Annotated in this window: 21 protein-coding genes and 1 other RNA gene; all 22 read left to right on the forward strand. The window is 67.1% G+C overall.

Going from position 1 to position 17,589, the window contains the following annotated elements; genetic code table 11:
* Nucleotides 1-53: 53 nt before the first annotated feature.
* The 22 genes from QZX93_RS08125 (at nucleotide 54) to QZX93_RS08235 (ending at nucleotide 17,585) form a co-directional block, all read left to right on the forward strand.
* On the forward strand, nucleotides 54-455 hold the full coding sequence (locus tag QZX93_RS08125; RefSeq protein WP_295384364.1) for a UPF0175 family protein: 402 nt from the start codon (nucleotides 54-56) through the stop codon (nucleotides 453-455).
* Entirely contained in the window at nucleotides 430-660 is a 231-nt protein-coding gene (locus tag QZX93_RS08130) for a DUF3368 domain-containing protein (RefSeq protein ID WP_295384362.1), read from the forward strand. The genes QZX93_RS08125 and QZX93_RS08130 overlap by 26 nt, the downstream gene beginning before the upstream one ends.
* 117 nt (nucleotides 661-777) lie before the next feature.
* A complete protein-coding gene (locus tag QZX93_RS08135) occupies nucleotides 778-3,708 on the forward strand; it encodes a toll/interleukin-1 receptor domain-containing protein (RefSeq protein ID WP_295384360.1) in 2,931 nt (976 codons plus the stop codon).
* A gap of 331 nt (nucleotides 3,709-4,039) precedes the next feature.
* Nucleotides 4,040-4,324 carry a type II toxin-antitoxin system Phd/YefM family antitoxin gene (locus QZX93_RS08140; RefSeq protein WP_295384358.1) on the forward strand — a complete coding sequence of 95 codons (285 nt, stop codon included), beginning with the start codon at nucleotides 4,040-4,042 and terminating at the stop codon, nucleotides 4,322-4,324.
* Nucleotides 4,317-4,643, forward strand: a complete 327-nt coding sequence (locus QZX93_RS08145; protein WP_295384356.1) for a type II toxin-antitoxin system RelE/ParE family toxin — start codon at nucleotides 4,317-4,319, stop codon at nucleotides 4,641-4,643. The genes QZX93_RS08140 and QZX93_RS08145 overlap by 8 nt, the downstream gene beginning before the upstream one ends.
* Before the next feature lie 339 nt (nucleotides 4,644-4,982).
* Entirely contained in the window at nucleotides 4,983-5,252 is a 270-nt protein-coding gene (locus QZX93_RS08150) for a ribbon-helix-helix protein, CopG family (protein ID WP_295384354.1), read from the forward strand.
* Between the two features lie 211 nt (nucleotides 5,253-5,463).
* The gene (locus QZX93_RS27300) at nucleotides 5,464-7,008 is read left to right on the forward strand and encodes a toll/interleukin-1 receptor domain-containing protein (protein ID WP_366759976.1); all 1,545 of its coding nucleotides are present in this window, start codon (nucleotides 5,464-5,466) and stop codon (nucleotides 7,006-7,008) included.
* Between the two features lie 273 nt (nucleotides 7,009-7,281).
* Nucleotides 7,282-8,391, forward strand: a complete 1,110-nt coding sequence (locus QZX93_RS08165) for a tetratricopeptide repeat protein (protein ID WP_366759960.1) — start codon at nucleotides 7,282-7,284, stop codon at nucleotides 8,389-8,391.
* 383 nt (nucleotides 8,392-8,774) lie between these two features.
* Nucleotides 8,775-8,963 carry a hypothetical protein gene (locus QZX93_RS08170; RefSeq protein WP_295384347.1) on the forward strand — a complete coding sequence of 63 codons (189 nt, stop codon included), beginning with the start codon at nucleotides 8,775-8,777 and terminating at the stop codon, nucleotides 8,961-8,963.
* Nucleotides 8,950-9,201, forward strand: a complete 252-nt coding sequence (locus QZX93_RS08175; protein WP_295384343.1) for a hypothetical protein — start codon at nucleotides 8,950-8,952, stop codon at nucleotides 9,199-9,201. The genes QZX93_RS08170 and QZX93_RS08175 overlap by 14 nt, the downstream gene beginning before the upstream one ends.
* Nucleotides 9,192-9,608 (forward strand): type II toxin-antitoxin system VapC family toxin, encoded by a 417-nt coding sequence (locus tag QZX93_RS08180; protein ID WP_295384340.1) that lies wholly within the window; start codon nucleotides 9,192-9,194, stop codon nucleotides 9,606-9,608. The genes QZX93_RS08175 and QZX93_RS08180 overlap by 10 nt, the downstream gene beginning before the upstream one ends.
* Before the next feature lie 149 nt (nucleotides 9,609-9,757).
* Complete coding sequence (locus tag QZX93_RS08185) at nucleotides 9,758-10,186, forward strand: SDR family NAD(P)-dependent oxidoreductase (RefSeq protein ID WP_295384337.1); 429 nt, start codon at nucleotides 9,758-9,760, stop codon at nucleotides 10,184-10,186.
* A 1-nt stretch (nucleotide 10,187) separates the two neighbouring features.
* The gene (locus QZX93_RS08190) at nucleotides 10,188-11,018 is read left to right on the forward strand and encodes a hypothetical protein (protein WP_295384334.1); all 831 of its coding nucleotides are present in this window, start codon (nucleotides 10,188-10,190) and stop codon (nucleotides 11,016-11,018) included.
* A gap of 246 nt (nucleotides 11,019-11,264) precedes the next feature.
* Nucleotides 11,265-11,361, forward strand: an RNA gene (gene ffs / locus QZX93_RS08195) — signal recognition particle sRNA small type.
* A 208-nt stretch (nucleotides 11,362-11,569) separates the two neighbouring features.
* Nucleotides 11,570-13,222 (forward strand): DNA polymerase III subunit gamma/tau, encoded by a 1,653-nt coding sequence (gene dnaX, locus QZX93_RS08200; protein WP_295384332.1) that lies wholly within the window; start codon nucleotides 11,570-11,572, stop codon nucleotides 13,220-13,222.
* A gap of 67 nt (nucleotides 13,223-13,289) precedes the next feature.
* Nucleotides 13,290-13,616 carry a YbaB/EbfC family nucleoid-associated protein gene (locus QZX93_RS08205; RefSeq protein WP_295384368.1) on the forward strand — a complete coding sequence of 109 codons (327 nt, stop codon included), beginning with the start codon at nucleotides 13,290-13,292 and terminating at the stop codon, nucleotides 13,614-13,616.
* A gap of 101 nt (nucleotides 13,617-13,717) precedes the next feature.
* A complete protein-coding gene (recR, locus tag QZX93_RS08210; RefSeq protein ID WP_295384329.1) occupies nucleotides 13,718-14,314 on the forward strand; it encodes a recombination mediator RecR in 597 nt (198 codons plus the stop codon).
* Nucleotides 14,315-14,357: 43 nt separating this feature from the next.
* A complete protein-coding gene (locus tag QZX93_RS08215; RefSeq protein ID WP_295384324.1) occupies nucleotides 14,358-14,702 on the forward strand; it encodes a histidine triad nucleotide-binding protein in 345 nt (114 codons plus the stop codon).
* 185 nt (nucleotides 14,703-14,887) lie between these two features.
* On the forward strand, nucleotides 14,888-15,616 hold the full coding sequence (gene minC / locus QZX93_RS08220; protein WP_295384321.1) for a septum site-determining protein MinC: 729 nt from the start codon (nucleotides 14,888-14,890) through the stop codon (nucleotides 15,614-15,616).
* A gap of 66 nt (nucleotides 15,617-15,682) precedes the next feature.
* The gene (minD, locus tag QZX93_RS08225) at nucleotides 15,683-16,492 is read left to right on the forward strand and encodes a septum site-determining protein MinD (RefSeq protein ID WP_295384318.1); all 810 of its coding nucleotides are present in this window, start codon (nucleotides 15,683-15,685) and stop codon (nucleotides 16,490-16,492) included.
* A gap of 3 nt (nucleotides 16,493-16,495) precedes the next feature.
* Nucleotides 16,496-16,765 carry a cell division topological specificity factor MinE gene (gene minE, locus QZX93_RS08230; protein WP_295384316.1) on the forward strand — a complete coding sequence of 90 codons (270 nt, stop codon included), beginning with the start codon at nucleotides 16,496-16,498 and terminating at the stop codon, nucleotides 16,763-16,765.
* Nucleotides 16,766-17,006: 241 nt separating this feature from the next.
* Entirely contained in the window at nucleotides 17,007-17,585 is a 579-nt protein-coding gene (locus QZX93_RS08235; RefSeq protein WP_295384314.1) for a Uma2 family endonuclease, read from the forward strand.
* Nucleotides 17,586-17,589: the final 4 nt, after the last annotated feature.

Here is a 17,589-nt window from a genome sequence, read left to right on the forward strand (position 1 = left end):
GCAATTGCGAGATCCGTGGTAGCGCCGACCGCCTGTCGGGAGGACATCCTGCTATGCTCACCGGGTTCCTACGCCATGTACCCCCGACGTTCGTCAGGCCAGCCGACATGCAATCCGTGAATATCCGCCAACTCAAGAACGACCCTGCCGAAGCGGTTCGCAAAACGCACGACGGCCCGGTCCTGGTCCTCAAGGGCGATCACCCCGAAGCGATACTGATGCACCTGGACGCATCCGCCGCGACCGCGGAGGGCGACGGGCTGGCCTTGGCCCTGGCCGTCGCACTCTACAAAGACGGTGCCATGTCACTCGGTCGGTCCGCCCGCGTGGCACGGGTCAGCGTCTCCGCCATGACGACCCACCTGTCCCGACTCGGTATCCCCGTTGCCGGTGCCGATCCGATCGACCATCGGGCTGACATGCAGACCCTTGAACAATGGCTCGCCTCGTCCTGACCGGCTGGCGCGGCGCGAGGCGCGCCGGGCCGGACTCCAGCTTATCGGGGTCGCGGCGATCATCGGCATGGCCGAGCAGCGCCAATTGATACCGTCCGCCCGTGTCGTATTCGATGCCCTCTTGCAGACCGATTTTCGGATAGGTGCGGAGGTCATCCAGTCTGTTCTGGATTCGCTGGCGGCGACTCAGGGGACGGTGCGTTGAGTGAGGCGCTCAACTCTGCTGAGCGCCCGGGTGCCGACAGGATGATTGATGCCAATTCCTCCTCCCCCTGGATTTCGCGTTAAGCTGTCGCCATGCACAGCCACCAGGGACCCCGATATGAGCGTAGCCGACGCACCGATCCGCATCTTTATCAGCTATGCCCAGCATTCGGAGCTGCACTCAGCCGCAGTGCTGGCCCTGACCCAGGCCCTGCGGCGCAATGGGCTTGCGGTCGACCTGGATCAATTCCATGGTCATGAACTGCTGGACTGGCCGCGCTGGTGCCGGGATCAACTCAGGCCGGGGAAGGCCCGCTGGGTGCTGATGGTCTGCTCGCGGGCCTACCACGACCGCCTCGAAGACCGCGTCGATCCAGATGTCGGCAAGGGGGTCTTTTGGGAAGGAAAACTGATCGGCGACGAGCTTTACGATGCCAAGGGCAATCGCCGCATCGTCCCGGTGCTGCTCAATGACGAGCCCGAGTCCTCGATTCCGGCCATCGTGCGCGGCTGGACGCGCTTTAGGCTGGGGGGCTTCGACCTCACGGACCCCGGTTATGAGGCCCTGTACCGGCTGCTGACCGGTCAGCCAGCCATCGTGTGCGAACCCGTCGGGGAACTCATCGATCTGCCGGCGCGGACCGGAACACCGCCCGCCGCGCGGTCAGCCAAACCCCAGAACCTCCCCTATCCCTCGCTCGGCACCCTGTTCAAGGGCCGTGAGGCGGTGCTCGCCGAGATCCGCGCCGGCTTCATGCCGGGGCGCGGTGCGGCCCAGGCCATCGGTACCCGGCACGCGGTCCACGGACTCGGCGGCATCGGCAAGACGCGGCTGGCGGTCGAGTATGCCTGGCGGCATGCCGAGGACTACTCGGCGCTGCTGTTTGTAACCGCCGCGCCGACGGTCGAGCCGACTGGCTCGCTGGGGGGCGAGCTTGTGACCGAGGCCGCCGCCGCACGCGTGCTGGAACAACTGCAAGCCCAGGTCGCCGGACTCGCCCCGGTGCTCGGTGTCGCGACCGATGTCACCGAGTCCGCCGCCCGCGCCGCGGCGGTGCTGCGCTGGCTCGCCGACCCCGCCCACTCTGGCTGGCTCCTGATCCTGGACAACTTGGACGATGAGGCGGCGGCGGCCGCCGCGGATCGGCTGTGCGCCAACCTCACCCAGGGCCACCTGCTGCTGACCGGCCGGCTCGCCAACTGGCCAGGCCAGGTCCACGCCTTGCCGCTCGACGTGCTGGACCCGGAGCCGGCGCGTGACTTTCTGCTGGAGCGCACCGCGGGCCGTCGTCGCCCGCGGCCGGACGACGCCGACCAGGCGCAGACCCTGGCTGGGGAACTGGACGGACTCGCGCTCGCCCTGGAGCAGGCCGCTGCCTTCGTCTGCCGCGAGCGCATTGGGCTTGCCGACTATCTCGTGCGCTGGCGCCGTGCCGACGCACGGGTGCGCCAATGGCACGATGCCCGGCTCATGAACTACCCGCGCCCGCTCGCCACCACCTGGCAGACCAGCGCCGACATCCTGCCGGAGCCGGCCCGCGCGCTGCTGGACCTGATCGCCTGGCTCGGGCCTGAGCCGTTACCGCGCTTCCTGTTCGATCATGGGGCGGCACCGCAGGGGCTGGAGGCGCTGTTTGCCGGCAGGACGCCGCCCGCCGAGGTCCTGGCCGGGCTGCTCGCAGCAGATGCCGCGCAAGGTCCGGCACCGGACCCCGCCGAGTCGCTGACCCAACTCGCCGACCTGTCGCTGCTCCAGCCGACCGCGGCCGACTTCGACAGCCCGGGGCGGCTGCACCGGGTCACGGCACTGATGATCAGGGAGTGCCAGTCCGCGGACCGGAAGGCCGCCGCGCTCGGCGCCGCCCTGGATTTGGCCGATGCCGCCGCGGTTGGCGATCCGATGGATGTGCGCTACTGGCCGGTCTGGGGGCTGCTGGCGCCCCATCTGACGGTGCTGCTGGCGTACGCCGAGGGTCGCCGGGTTAGCATAGGTCCCGAGGCGCGGCTGCTGAACGAGCTTGGGAGCTTTCTTCTCGCTAAGGCAGAGCACGTCGAAGTCGAGCCGTTGATGAGCAGGGCACTCGCCATCTTCGAGCAAATGTACCGTCCGGACCATCCGACTGTCGCCACTGCACTAAACAACCTGGCCCAATTGTTGTCGGCGACCGACCGCTTCGCCGAAGCGGAAACGGCGATGCGCCGGGCACTTACGATTGATGAACAGGGGTTCGGGCTGGACCATCCGAGGGTCGCGATCCGACTAAGCAATCTGGCGCAATTGCTCCGAGAAACCAACTGTCTTTCTCAGGCCGAGCCCCTGATCCGCCAGGCACTCGCGATCGACGAGCAGAGTTATGGGGCGGACCACCCGAGAGTCGCCGTCCGGCTCACCATCCTCGCCCAATTGCTCCAAGACACCAACCGCCTTACCGAGGCTGAGCCGCTGATGCGCCGGGCACTCGCGATCGATGAGCTGGCATACGGCCTAGTCCATCCGGAGGTAGGCGTCAGGCTCAATAATCTGGCCTTACTGCTCAAAGATACCAGCCGCCTTAGCGAGGCCGAGCCGCTGATGCGCCGGGCACTCGCCATCTATGAACAGAGTTACGGGCCGGACCATGCGAAGGTCGCGACTGGACTCAACAATTTGGCTCAATTGCTTCAGGTCACCAACCGCCTCGGCGAGGCCGAGCCGCTGATACGTCGGGCACTCGCTATTGACGAGCAGAGTCTTGGGCCGGACCATCCGGAGGTTGCCACCGATCTAAATAACCTGGCCGCGCTGCTCCAGAACACTGACCGCATCGCCGGGGCCGAGTCGTTGATGCCCCGCAACGTCTCGATCCTGCTGCGCTTCACCGCTACGACCGGGCACCGCCATCCGAATCTGGACGTAAGCCTGCGCAACTACGCCGGCCTGCTCGTCGCTAGCGGGCTTGATGCACCGGGCATCGCCGCGCGGTTGGACGAGGTTTGCGCCGAGGCCGGGCTCGATCCGGCAGTGCTGCCCGATGGCGGCGGCGGACACGCCAGCGGGAACGGCGCCTGATCCTTCCGATTCCTGGTTACGAAGCTCTGCTTGGTAACCCCCGGCGCCAAGGGCTGCTTCACGAGCCAGCGCACACGCAAACGCGGTCCCCTGAAGCTGAGCTTCCGGGTGCAACGTCAATTTTTGGCGGCGTGGCAAGCCGGGAGCGCCGCACCCCAGTGCGGCGAGACCTCGCGAGTGGCCGCAGTATTGCGTGTGCCGATGGGCCGGGCCGCACTGGGGTGCGGCGCTCCCAGGGGCCGCCTGACGGCGGCGGGACTTGGTGACGAGGGCGATGCGGGGGTTGTGCTAGACTTTCACACCGAATTCAGATCGAATACAGGTGCCACTCATGACCGACGCGATCATCAGCCTTAGCGAGTTCAAGGCCGACGCCAGCCGACTGCTGGCCCGGATGCGCGAGGAGCCGGGCGTTCTGGTATTGACCCAGAACGGCCGGGGCCGGGCCGTGGTTCAGGACTATGAGCAGTATCAGGCGGACCAGGAGGGTCTCTTGATGCTCAAGCTACTGGTGCTGGGGGAGGCCGACATCGCGCGGGGGAGGGTGATCCCCCAGGACGAGGTTTTCGCGGACCTGCGCAACGAGCTGGCGGCCCTGGGGCCTGACGGTGACTGAGACGCCGGTCGAGTGGACGGCCACGGCCAGGCAGGACCTGCGGTCTATCGTTCGTTACATCGCCCGTGACAGCCGGGAGAATGCCCAGGGTGTACTCGCCCGGCTTGAGATCCGGTCCGCGGCGCTGGCCGGGCAGCGTGAACGTGGCCGGGTCGTTCCTGAATTACGGGCCATTGGCGTCCTTCACTATCAAGAGCTCATCGAGCGTCCCTGGCGCATCGTCTATCGGGTCCAGGCCGATCGGGTGCTGGTCCTCGCGGTACTTGACGGTCGCCGCAGCCTCTCGGCCTTGCTGATGGAGCGGCTGGTGCGAAGTTGAGGCTGCGCTCGTGACACCGCTCGAGCGGTGTCACGCATGGGGCAGGCGCTCTGCGCCGGGACCTCCCGTGGCCGGAATTGCGAGGTCGCGTCGCGGCTTAAGCCGCTCCCACCGGGGACCGGCCTGACCTTCGCTGTAAGTCGCGGCCTTCTGCTGTTGACGCACTACGCTGGCCGGAACGATGATGAAGGCCTACCGCAGGTCGCGACGCCCCACCGGAAGCGGCGGTTCCTGAGCCAGGTTATCAAACGGAGCTTAGTAACCGAGCAGGCCCCGCTTGTTCCCGTCCGGCTCCTCATCTCTGTTCGCATCTGGTATCTGACCCACCCGGAGCAAGCGGTGATCGCCCTTTCAATCGAACTGCCCGAGGAACTGGCCCAGGCCAGCCTTGAGATCGCCCACGAGCTTGGCCTGTCGCGGACCGAGTTGATTCGCCAGGCCGTGGTCCATGAGATCGCACAGGCGCGCGGCGCCCTGGAGCGGCGCGCGATGGCGGAATGCCTGCGGGCCATGGGCGCCGATCCGTCGGCGCGCCGTCTGGCCGAGGACCTTGACGCCGCCATGGACGCCCCGCTGCCGCCGGAGGAGGATGGTTGGTGGAGCCACTGATTCGGGGCGTTTGCATTGGTCGAACACTGCCGGGCTATCAGCATTTCCCGCGTCTGTGGTCCTGAGGTTGCGCAGCTCGATGACTCCGAGATCGAGGTCATTCTGCATCGGCTCATGCGGCTCGTTGGACTTTGATCTGGCACCCGCGCTCACGCCGAGTGAGTGGGGGGAGCTTTACCAGTCATCCCCCCCGTGACTCAGGGACCCACTCATGGCCAAGACGCCGCTCTTTCTCTCCCACAGCACCGCCGACGATGCCCTGGTCCGCCGCCTCCAGCAGGCGCTCGCCGATCTGGGCGAAGACCTCTGGATCGACTCCCGCGAACTGCGCGGCGGCAACCTGCTGTGGCCCGTGATCCAAGAGGCAATCGACTCGGCGGCGGCCTATGCGGTCCTGGTGAGCCCCGCCGCCCTGCAATCCGAGTGGGTGGGCGACGAGCTGGCCCATGCACTCAAGGTCCAGCGCGACCGCGGCCCGGCCCACTACCCGGTCATCCCGCTCTCGCTCGACGGCACCCGGCTCGGGGTCTTGAAACAGGTCTTCGGTACCGAACCCGCCTATATCCCTATCAGCAGTACACCCGGCGGCATCGACGCGGCACTCAACGCCATCCTGACCGCCCTGGGCCGCCGCCTCCCGGCCGACGTGGCGCCGACCCCGCAGCCGGCGCCCGAGCCGATCGAGGAACTGGTGCTGGAACTCACCGACCTGCGCTACGAGGACCTGGGCGCGGGCGTGCGCCGCCCCTCGGCCCGCGCCCGCCTGGTCCACGAGCCGGGGCCCGGTCCGCACGGGGCCGGTCAGCGCGAGGTGGCGAGCGCGCGCAGTTGGCGCCTCACCGCCCCCCTGGGTCCCATTGAGGCCGACGACCTGCGTTGGTACCTGGAGAAATACGCCATCTGGCCCGGCACCCAGTTCGCGGAGCGCGCCCGGCGCGTCGAGCAGGACCTCGCGCGCTGGGGCCAGGACCTGCACCAGGCCGCCCTGCCCGCGGAGCACACCGCCAACGTCCTGCAATCCTGGTCGCGCATCGGCGACAGAGCCGCCCGGCGCTTCTCGGTCCTGGTCGACTGGGAGGCCGCGCTGGAGACCGGGGCCACGCCGGAGCAGACACAAGGTGCTGAACCTGGAGGGGGCCGGCACCGACGCCGATGCCGCCCGGGAGGAGATCGAGGCACTGGTCGAGGCCGTCCATGGGCACGCCCGCACCCTGGCCTTGATCGCGCCCAGCCTGCGGGCGCTCGGCCCGGCGCGGACCCGTGCCGCGCTCGTCGACCTGATGGCGCAGATGGAGCGCGACTTTCCCGGGAGCCGCGAGCAGTCGGTCTATGCCGGGGTTGCACTCTCCGTGCAGCGGCTGGCGCCGGTCAATCAGGAGCGGGTGCGGGTGCTGGGGGTCTTCCACGGGGCGGTCGACCTGGACGTGCTGGAGGCGATGATGGGCTGGGAGGCGGCCGACTGCGCCGCCCTGGCCGCGGACCTGATCGGCACCGGGCTCGCGAACGCGGACCCCTACAACCACCTGACGCTCAATCCCGCGCTCTGCCCCTGGCTGCGCGAGCGGGTGACAGCGGCAGAGCTGGGGAGCCTCAGTGCCCGCTGGGGCGAGGCCATGGGGCAGTATGTCGGGTTCCTGTATCAGCAGCTAAGCCAACAGGCCGAGGTCGCCGCGACCCTGACGCTGCTGGGGCTGCCGAACCTCTTCGCGCTGCTCGATCTGGTGCAGGGGGCTGGGCAGGCCGAGGCGACCATTGATCTGGCGACCAGGCTCTACCGCCTGTTGCAGGTGCTCGGCCCACCGCGCCTGCTCGTGCGCGTCGGGCAGGTGCGCGATGCCGCGGCCCGGGCGCTCGGGGAGGGCGCGGGCGCGGCCTGGGGCCATGCCCGGTTCAATGCCGAGTACACCCGTATCGAGCAGCAATTGGCCGGCGGGCGCCTGCGCGAGGCGATGACGGGCGCGCAGGCCCTGCTCCAGCGCGCCCGGCCGACGGGTGGGGGGGCTATCCGGATGCCGATTATGACCTGGCAATGGCCTACTGGCTGCTGGCCCGGGTCCGCCAGACCGCGGGCGGCGCCGGACCGGCCCTGCCGCTGCTGGATGAGGCCAGGCAGGGCTTCGAGGCCATCGCGCGGGACCGAGGCCACCAGGCGGCGGAGGTGATGGCGTCCGTCTGCCTCACGGACCAGGGCGACTGTCTGCGCGACCTGGGCCGGTTCGACGAGTCGGCCGCCGCCTATGAAGTGGCCATCGCCCGCGCCGAGCGGCTCGGTGCCGAGCGTCAAGTGGCCGTCGGTCAGAACCAACTCGGCACGGTCCGCCTGCAACAGCGCCGCTACCGGGAGGCACTGGACGCCCATGCGCAGGCCCGTGCGCGCTTCACTGCCCTGGGCGAGCAGGGCACCGTCGCCGTCGCCTGGCACCAGACCGGCATGGCCTATCAGGAGTCGGGCAACCCGGGGGCGGCGGAGGACGCCTACCGGGAGTCGCTGGCGATCAATGTGCGGCTCGGCAATCGCGCCGGGCAGGCGAGTACGCTCATCCAACTGGGCAATCTGTATAAGGATGTCCTGAACCGCCCCGAGGAGTCGGTGGCCTTGTACCTGCAGGCCGCGGACCTCTATGTCGAGACCGTTGATGAGGCACACGAAGGCCACGTCAGGAACAATCTCGGGGACAACCTGCGCCGGCTCGGACGGCTCGACGAGGCGCGCAGCCAGATCCAGCGGGCGATCGAGTGCAAGGCGCCATTCGGCCACGCCGCCGAGCCCTGGACGACCTGGGACATCCTCGCCGATATCGAGACGGCTGCCGCCAACCCCGACGACGCCGCCGTGGCCAGGGACCAGGCGCGCGCCGCCTACCTCGACTACCGGCATGACGGCGGCGAGAACCACTCCCCGGCCGGCCGTCTCGCGCTCGCCGTGACCGTGTACCTGAAGGCCGGCGACCCGGCCGCCGCCCGGTCGCTGCTGCGGGAGTTCGCTGCCAACCCGGACCAACCCGACGAAGGCCGCGCCTTCATCCAGGCACTCGACGCTATCGCCGCCGGCAGCCGCGACCCCGCACTCGCCGAGGCCCCCGACCTGCATTGGGAGATGGCCGCCGAGGTCCAACTCTTCCTCGAGACCCTGGCCTGACATGAACCGCCTCTTCGCCGCCTTCGCCCTCCTGGGCCTCGTGTCCTCGCTGACAATCCAGCGGCCCTGCTCGGCATCGACCTGGCCACGCGCTTCCCGGCGGTCTGGCTGCTGCACCTCGGCCTCTTCGTGGTCTTCATCCCCTGCGTCTTCCAGGCCCGCCGGGAGCCGGTGGGAGCGGCTTCAGCCGCGACGCGACTGCGCAAGCGTCCGTGGTCTCGTCGCGGCTAACGCCGCTCCCACGGTGGACTTTCATGGTCCGGCGTGCCGGCGCCACGGATGTTTCCTGGCGATGTCGGGAGCCGCCACCGGCTGAAGGCTCGACCTCCAGTTGCAGACGGGGCGCTGGGAGCGCCGCACCCCAGTGCGGCGAGGCCTCGCGAGTGGCCGCGGTGTTGCGTGTACTGATGGGCCGGGCCGCACTGGGGTGCGGCGCTCCCAGGTGCCGCCTGACGGCGGCGGGGCTTGGTGACGAGTTGGACGAGGGCTGCGCTACACTAGCTCGTATCTGGACCGACTATGAGCAATTCAACGAACACGACATGCTGGAGGAGTCGCATGCTTGCCATTGAGATCGATACCGAGGTCACGCCGGACCGCGCCATTCATGTGCAGCTTCCGCAGGGAGCACGAACCGGCCGGGCGCGCGTCATTGTGCTCTACGAGAGTGAGGATACATCGAGGCCGGACACTGAGCGTGGGCAAGGTAATCTCGACGACTTACTTGCGGTACTCCCGCGTAATGTCGTGGGGCGCGACCGCGAAGAGATCGCCGCGTCGGTCGAGGCCGAGCGGGCGAGTTGGGATTGACGATGACACGTGTTTTCCTGGACGCCTGTATCGTCATTGATCTGTTTGAGGCCAAGCCGGAGCAGCAGGAGATCCTCGCTCGTCTATTGGTGGGCAAGACGATTTACAGCAGCGAGCTGGTCCGTCTGGAGGCCCGGCTCCAGGCGGTACGTGACGGGCACGCCGATCTGCTGGCTCGCTACGACAGTTACTTTGCTCGGTGCCGGCTGGTCCGCTTTGACCGGCCACTGTTTGACCTGGCGAGCCAATTGAGGATCCAACATCGGATCAAAACACCTGACGCCCTCCATCTGGCTGCCGCGCTGACGGCCGCCTGTGATCAGTTCTGGACCAACGACGACCGTCTCGCCAAGGCCGCGAGCAATCGTCTCGCGGTTTGGGATTGGGTGCGTATCGCACAACAGTGAGTAAGGCGGATACGCAATGACTGCCGGTTAGGTCTTGATCCTTCGCCACCCCGTCCCACCATCCGGGGATCGCGGTCCGCCATCGCCTCAGGGGCGACCCCCGCTGGCCGGTCGGACGCATTCAGCAACAGACACTAAAGGACTCATCTATGGATCTTCAACTGCAAGGTAAACGCGCGCTGGTCACCGGCTCGACCCTGGGCATCGGTTTCGCGACGGCCCTGGAGCTCGCCCGCGAGGGGGCGGAGGTGGTCGTCAACGGTCGCACCCAGGTGCGGGCCGATGAGGCGGCGGCACAGATCCGTGCCCAGGTGCCGGGCGCGCGGGTCACCGGGGTGGCGGCGGATCTCGCGGGTGCCGAGGGCTGTGCGGCCCTGATTGCGGCGGTGCCGGAGCTGGATGTGCTGGTCAATAATGTCGGCATTTTCGAGCCGAAGCCGTTCGATGAGATCAGCGACGCGGATTGGCTGCGCTTTTTCCAGACCAACATGATCGTCTATCTGTGCGGCGCGGGTGCCTCCGCCACCAACGGCGCGGCGCTGCGGGTCGACGGCGGTGTGGTGCGGGCGATTCTCTGACATGCGCATCTGCGCCTTTCGGGACATCACCGCCTTTATTCTCGACACGGCCAGCCGCGCCGGCCTGATGGACGTCGCAGTCAACTATGTGAAAGACGCCGACGAGGCCCACGCGGCCCTGACGGCGCACCAAGCCGACATCGTATTCATGTCGTATGACGACACACTGTCAATGGCGCTGCAGGACCACGATAGCGATATCGCCGCCGTCATGCCGGTACACGGCGGGATCCTGGATCTGTGCGGCGAGCTGGAGCCGGTGCGCGGCAAGACGGTCGTCGGCATCGATACCGACAGCGGTTATGCACGGGCGCTGCGCCACTACCTGCATGGGCGCTATCCGGCACCGCAAGAGTATGCGCGATTGCATTGGGTGCGCGCCGGTGCGACCAATCTGCGCTATGAGAAACTCATCGCTGGGCAACTCGATGCCACCCTGCTCAATCCGCCCTATTCGCTCAAGGCCGGCGTTGTGCGCCTGGGCGATCTGCGCGGCAGTATCGGCGCCTATCAGGGCGTGGTCGCCAATGTCAATCAGTCGAGTGTGACCGACGCCCGGCAGCGGGCCGCGGTGATCGCGTTCATCTGTGCCTTCTCACAGACCGTGGATGATATGAAGGCCCAACCCGAGCCGACGATTGAGCGGCTGGCCCAGTATTATGGATTGCCAAGCGAGGAGGCGCGTGCGGTCTACTGGCGGCTATGGGAGCCGGATGGGCTCGCGGTCGGCAGGCAGCTGGATCAGGAACAACTGGCGTGTACCGAGCGATTATTCAGCGCGGATACGGGCATTGCCGTGCCGGCCGCACGGACCTGGGTCCTGGCGCTGTGATGGCCCGGTCCTGCCAAGGCTGAGGCCTCGGACATCGGCGTGCGTGCGCGCAGCTGCGGGGGGCGGGCTCGATAACTCTACGTGCTAGAGGGCAATCGGCCCACCGGTGCCTGATCAAGGTCACGGCCTGCGGCCGTGCCCGGCGGTCGTCGTTTGTCATGTCCGGCCGGCTTTGTTACTCTGCGCCCCGGGTTGTGGCCCTGGCCTGTTTGTCTGGGTCTGCCGCCCGATCTCGATGGTAGTCTGCGTCGGTCCCCTCGCGACGCGAAACCGTGAACCCGGTCAGGCCCGGAAGGGAGCAGCCGCAACGGTGGATGCGTGCGCCGGGGTGTGGCTGGCGCAGACTGCCGCCCCCCTCTTTGCGGCGGGGCGGCACCGCGGTGCGGTCATCGATCAATCTGTGTAAGCCCGTCCATGGGCGTCCCCCAAATTTTTATCGTTCGATCATTGCGTCATCCGTCGTGCGTTCGCCGCGCGCTGCCGCATTCGGTTACACTGCGCGCCATCCCAGCGCCACTTCCGGCCCAACCCTTGACAGGTCCCTTAAGCGCATGACCTACCAGGTGCTCGCCCGCAAATGGCGCCCCAAGTCGTTCGCCGACATGGTGGGCCAACAGCACGTGGTGCGCGCCTTGAGCAACGCGCTCGACCGGGATCAGCTCCACCACGCCTATCTCTTTACCGGCACACGCGGGGTCGGCAAGACCACCCTGGCGCGCATCCTGTCCAAGGCATTGAATTGCGAACGGGGCGTGAGTTCCACCCCGTGCGGGGTCTGTAGCGCCTGTCGGGAGATCGACGCGGGGCGTTTTGTGGACCTGCTGGAGGTGGACGCGGCCTCGCGCACCAAGGTCGAACAGACCCGCGACCTGCTGGACAATGTCCCCTATGCCCCGGCCTGCGGTCGCTTCAAGGTGTATCTCATCGACGAGGTACACATGTTCTCCAACAACAGCTTCAATGCGTTGTTGAAGACCCTGGAGGAGCCGCCGCCCCATGTGAAGTTCCTGCTCGCCACCACCGACCCGCAGAAGGTGCCGGTGACGGTCCTGTCGCGCTGTCTCCAGTTCAATCTGCGTCGGCTGCTGCCCGAGGAGATCCGGGAGCGTCTGCGTTTCGTCTTGGAGACCGAAGGCATCGACGCCGAGCCCGGCGCCCTCGCCCTGTTGGCGCGCGCGGCGGATGGCAGCATGCGCGATGGTCTGAGCCTGCTGGATCAGGCGATCGCCTATGGGGCCGGCCGGGTCGCCGAGGCCGAGGTGCGGGCCATGCTGGGCAGCGTCAGCGGCGATCTGACCTTCGGCCTGATCGAGTCCCTGGCCGCTGCCGACGGTGCGCAGCTGCTGGCCGAGGTGGAGAGTGCCAGTGCCTTGACCCCGGATTTCGGCGAGCTGCTGCGCGAGGTGATCGGTCTGCTGCACCGCCTGGCCCTGTTCCAGCAGGTGCCGGAGACGGTGCCGATGGACGACCCCGAGTACGCGCGCATCGCGGCCCTGGCCGGTCGGTTGAGTGCGGCGGATATCCAACTCTATTATCAGGTCGCGCTCACCGGTCAGGCGGACCTAGCGCTGGCCCCGGACCCGCGCGCCGGACTCGAAATGGTCCTGCTGCGCGCACTGGCCTTCCGCCCCGCGGAGGGCGCCGAGATCGCCGCCCGGCCGCCGGCGGTGCGGGACCCGGCGGTGGGCCGCAACGCCCCCCCGGCCCTGAGCGCCCCGCTGGCCGAGCCCCCGATCGCGGGTCGTCCCCGACCGACTGCCGCGCCCGCTCCTGCACCTGCACCCGCACCAGTCGCGGCGGGCGCGTCGGCGGTGACCCTCGCTAGCACCGCCGATTGGCATCGTCTGGTCGACCGGCTGGGGGTGGGTGGCATCGCCAGCCAGCTCGCCCACCATTGCGAATTCATCGAGCAAGGTGCGGGTCGATTGGTCTTGAACCTGGACCCGGGGGCGGAACAACTGCGCTCGCCGGGGACCGAGGAGCGCCTGCGTGCTGCCCTGGAGGCCGTCCTGGGCCCCCCCCTGCGCCTGGAGATCCGGGTGATCCGGCCCGAGCAGGAAACCCCGGCGCAACGCCTCACCCGGGAGCAGGAGGCGCGCACGCAGGCCGCGCAGGACACCCTGGCGGCCGACCCGGTGGGACGGCGCCTGCGCGATCGATTCGATGGCCAGTGGGTCCCGGGCAGTATCGAGCCGGTGGACTGACTGTACACTTTTTTATCAACCCGGCGACCTGGCCGTGCGGCCGCCGTCGCCAATCTGGAGGCAGTGCATTGTGAAAGGCGGAATCGGCGATTTGTTGAAGAAGGCGCAACGGATGCAAGAGGACATGAAGAACGCCCAGGAACGGCTCGCGGCGGAGGAGGTGGTGGGCGAGGCCGGCGGCGGTATGGTCAAGATCACCATGAACGGCCAGCACCTGGTCAAGCGCGTCGAGATCGACGCCTCGCTCATGGGCGACGACAAGGACATGCTGGAGGACTTGTTGGCCGCCGCGTTCAATGGCGCGTCCCAGCGGGTGGCCGAGAAGACGAAAGAAAATATGGCCGAGCTGACCGCCGGTCTGCCCCTGCCCCCCGGCTTCAAGCTGCCCTTTTAGTGCGGATCGCGGCCGTGCGCGTCCAGTCCGGCGGCCGTCCCCTGAGCGATTCCGTTGATCGATCCATTATGACCATTCATGGCCGAGCGCACTGACACCCCATGGCCGAGCGCACCCTACTCAATCAGTTGATCGACGCCCTGCGCTGTCTGCCGGGGGTGGGGCCTAAGTCCGCCCAGCGGATCGCCTTCCACCTGCTGGAGCGCGACCGCGACGGCGGCAGTCGGCTGGCGCGGGTGATGGGCGAGGCGATGGCCCGCATCCGCCGCTGTAGCCGCTGTCGCACGTTGAGCGAGCACGAGCAATGCGGACTCTGCGCCAACCCCAATCGCGACCCGAGCCTACTGTGTGTGGTGGAGCAGCCCTCGGAAATCGTCGCCATCGAGCACGCCACGGACTTTCGGGGTTATTATTTCGTCTTGGGCGGGCACCTGTCGCCGCTCGACGGCATCGGCCCCGCGGAACTGGGGCTGGACCTCTTGGAGGCGCGTCTGCGCGAGGGTCAGGTCACTGAGTTGATCCTGGCCATCAGCCCGACGGTGGAGGGCAGCGTCACCGCCCAGTATATTGCCGAGTGCGCCGGGGCGGCCGCGGTTCATGTGACCCGCATCGCCCATGGCGTCCCCTTGGGCGGTGAGCTGGAGCATGTCGACGGCGGTACCTTGGCGCTCGCCTTTAGCGGGCGACGCACCCTGTGATCCAGCCCCGAGTCCCTAACCCCTAACTTCTGATGACTGTCCCATGACCGACACCATCTTCGGCAAGATTGCCCGCGGCGAGGTCCCGGCGGACCTGGTCTATGAGGACGACGATGTCCTCGTCTTCCGCGACCTGGGGCCCCAGGCCCCGGTCCATCTGTTGGTGATCCCGCGCCGGCCCATTGCGACGCTGAACGACGCGCAACCCGAGGACGCGGAATTGCTCGGTCAGCTGCTGCTGGCCGCAGCCAAGGCGGCGCGCCTTACCGGCATCGCGGAGACGGGTTATCGCACCGTGCTCAATTGCAACGCGGCCGGGGGGCAGGCAGTATTTCACCTGCATCTGCACGTCCTGGGTGGGCGCCAGATGCAGTGGCCGCCGGGCTGAATGACGGTTGACCGCAACCGAAGGAACATAACGGCACTAGCAGGCTGTCGGACTTAGTGATGCAACCGATTGAATGCAAAGAGTTTCCTCTTTTGCGCCAAAAAGTCGTTTTCCTGTTTAATCAATCGGTTACGCCATCAAGTCCGACAGGCTGCTAGGCCGTCTTGCCGTTAAGGGGTAGCATTATGGCAGTGAATTTCAGATCATCGGCGGGCGAGGCACCCCCCGCCTTCGAGTTGAAGGCGGCGGGTTTTACCTTGCCAGTCATTCGCCTGTTGAACGGCGACATGGAGGCGCTGGCCGAGCAGATCGGCGTCAAGGTGGAGCAGGCCCCGGACTTCTTTCGCCACACGCCGGTGGTGATCGACCTCGGGGGCTTTCCAGAGGGGGGGGCGGTCGAGTTTCCACTCCTGGTGGGTCTGCTGCGTGGGTATGGGATGATACCCTTTGGTGTACGCGGCGGAACCAAGACGCAAAATGCGGCGGCCGAGGCGATGGAGCTGGCGATTCTAGGGGATGCCTATCTGCGCCCAGGCAAGGCGGCACCCGCGTCCGAGCCGGCGCCGGAGACGCCCCGGCGGGGCCTGCCGACCTTCACCCTGGTGACCCGCCCGGTGCGCTCCGGACAGGAGATCTATGCGGCGGGCGGCGACCTGTCGGTGGTCGCGTCAGTGAGTTCGGGCGCGGAGGTGGCGGCGGATGGCAACATCCATATCTATGGCTGCCTGCGCGGACGCGCGCTGGCGGGTAACCGCGGCAATGCCGACGCGCGCATCTTCTGCCAGGACCTCCAGGCCGAACTGGTCTCGGTGGCCGGGCATTACCGAATCAGCGAGAACATCCCGGCGGACCTGCGGGGTGTACCAGTGCAGGTCTTTCTGGACCAGAAGGTCTTGCGGATCGAGAAAATTTGAGGCTAAACGGCGGGTCCAGGGTGCCTTGAGCAGGTGCCTGAACACCCAAGTAAGGAGGGCGGTAACTTGTCGAGAATCATCGTAATCACGTCGGGCAAAGGCGGTGTGGGCAAGACCACCACCTCCGCTGCACTGTCCATGGGGCTGGCCCAGCGGGGCCACCGGACCGTTGTCATCGACTTCGACGTCGGGCTGCGCAACCTGGACCTGATCATGGGCTGCGAACGGCGGGTCGTGTATGACTTCGTCAACGTGATCAACCACGAGGCCAATCTCAATCAGGCCCTGATCCGCGACAAGCGGTGCGACAACCTCTATGTGTTGCCGGCCTCGCAGACCCGTGACAAGGAGGCCCTGACCAAGGAGGGCGTGGGGCGGGTGCTGGATGAGCTCTCCCAGAGCTACGACTTCATCGTCTGCGACTCCCCGGCGGGGATCGAGCACGGCGCCACCATGGCCATGTACTACGCCGACGACGCGGTGGTGGTGACCAATCCGGAGGTCTCCTCGGTGCGCGACTCCGACCGTATGCTCGGTATCCTCTCGAGCAAGTCGCGCCGGGCCGAGACCAATGCCGAGCCGATCCGCGAACACCTGTTACTCACCCGCTATGACGTGCCGCGGGTGGAGAGCGGGGAGATGCTGAGTGTCAAGGACGTGCAGGACATCCTCTCGCTCGACCTGCTGGGCATCATCCCCGAGTCCAAGGCGGTGCTCACCGCCTCCAATGCCGGGGTGCCGGTGATCCTCGACCGCGAGAGCGATGCCGGTCAGGCCTATGCCGATGCGGTGTCCCGCTACCTCGGCGAGGAGGTGCCGCACCGCTTCATGACCGCGGAGAAAAAGGGCTTCTTCAACCGCCTGTTCAGGGGATAAGCCATGGGTCTACTCGACTACTTCCGCAACTCCCGGCCCGACGGGACGGCGAATGTGGCCAAGGAGCGGTTGCAGATCCTGGTCGCCCATGACCGGGCCGCGCGCAATCGCCCCTCCTATCTGCCCCAGCTCCAGCGCGAGATCCTGGACGTGATCCGTAAGTATGTGGACGTGGACATGAGCGCGGTCTCGGTCAACTACGAGCAAGAGGAAGCGCACGAGGTACTGGAGTTCAATATCATCTTGCCCGATGCGATACGGCATGCGACTTGACGGCCGTCGGCCGGCGGGTTGATCGCGTTCCCACGCGCCAGAGACGGTGAACGTATTCCCGTAGGATGGGTTGAGCGCAGCGAAACCCATCGTCAGCGCTTCGGTCAGGCGTTGATTGCTGGGTTTCTAATCTCGTTCCCACGCTCCAGCGTGGGAATGCAGTCTTGGCCGCTCCGGCGGCCCGAATTCGCACGCGACGCTGGACCGTGGGAGCCAGAAATCCACCCAATCGGAGGCATCCATGTCGCTACCCGTGCTTGCCCAGTCCGCTGACCGTTTCACCTGGAGCGACTACCGCTCCTGGCCGGATGACCAGCGTTGGGAGTTGATCGACGGGGTGGCCTATGCCATGTCCCCGGCGCCCTCAATCAAGCACCAGGACGTGGTCTTGCGCTTGTCCAGTCGGATCGAACAGCAACTGCGGGGCAAGCCCTGTCGCCCCTTCGTCGCCCCCACCGATGTGAAGCTCTCTGAGTCCGACGTGGTCCAGCCGGACATCCTGGTGGTCTGCGACCCCGGCAAGATCACCCCCAGCCACATCGAAGGCGCCCCGGACCTGATCGTCGAGGTCTTGTCCCCCGGGACCTCGGCCAGGGACCTGCGCGATAAGAAGGCGCTCTATGAACGTGCCGGGGTCCGCGAATACCTGGTCGTCGATCCCTTGGAGCACTACGCCATCCGGTTTCTACTGGCCGCCGACGGATATGACAAGGGTACCGTGTTTGCCGCCGATGAAGTTGTGAATTCAGTCACGCTGGAGGCGGTCGAGATCCCGCTGTGGGAGGTGTTCGAGGTGCCGGGGCCGGCGGCGGTTGCGTGACCGC

Source organism: uncultured Thiodictyon sp. (assembly GCF_903946935.1).
In the GTDB taxonomy this organism is placed as follows: domain Bacteria; phylum Pseudomonadota; class Gammaproteobacteria; order Chromatiales; family Chromatiaceae; genus Thiodictyon.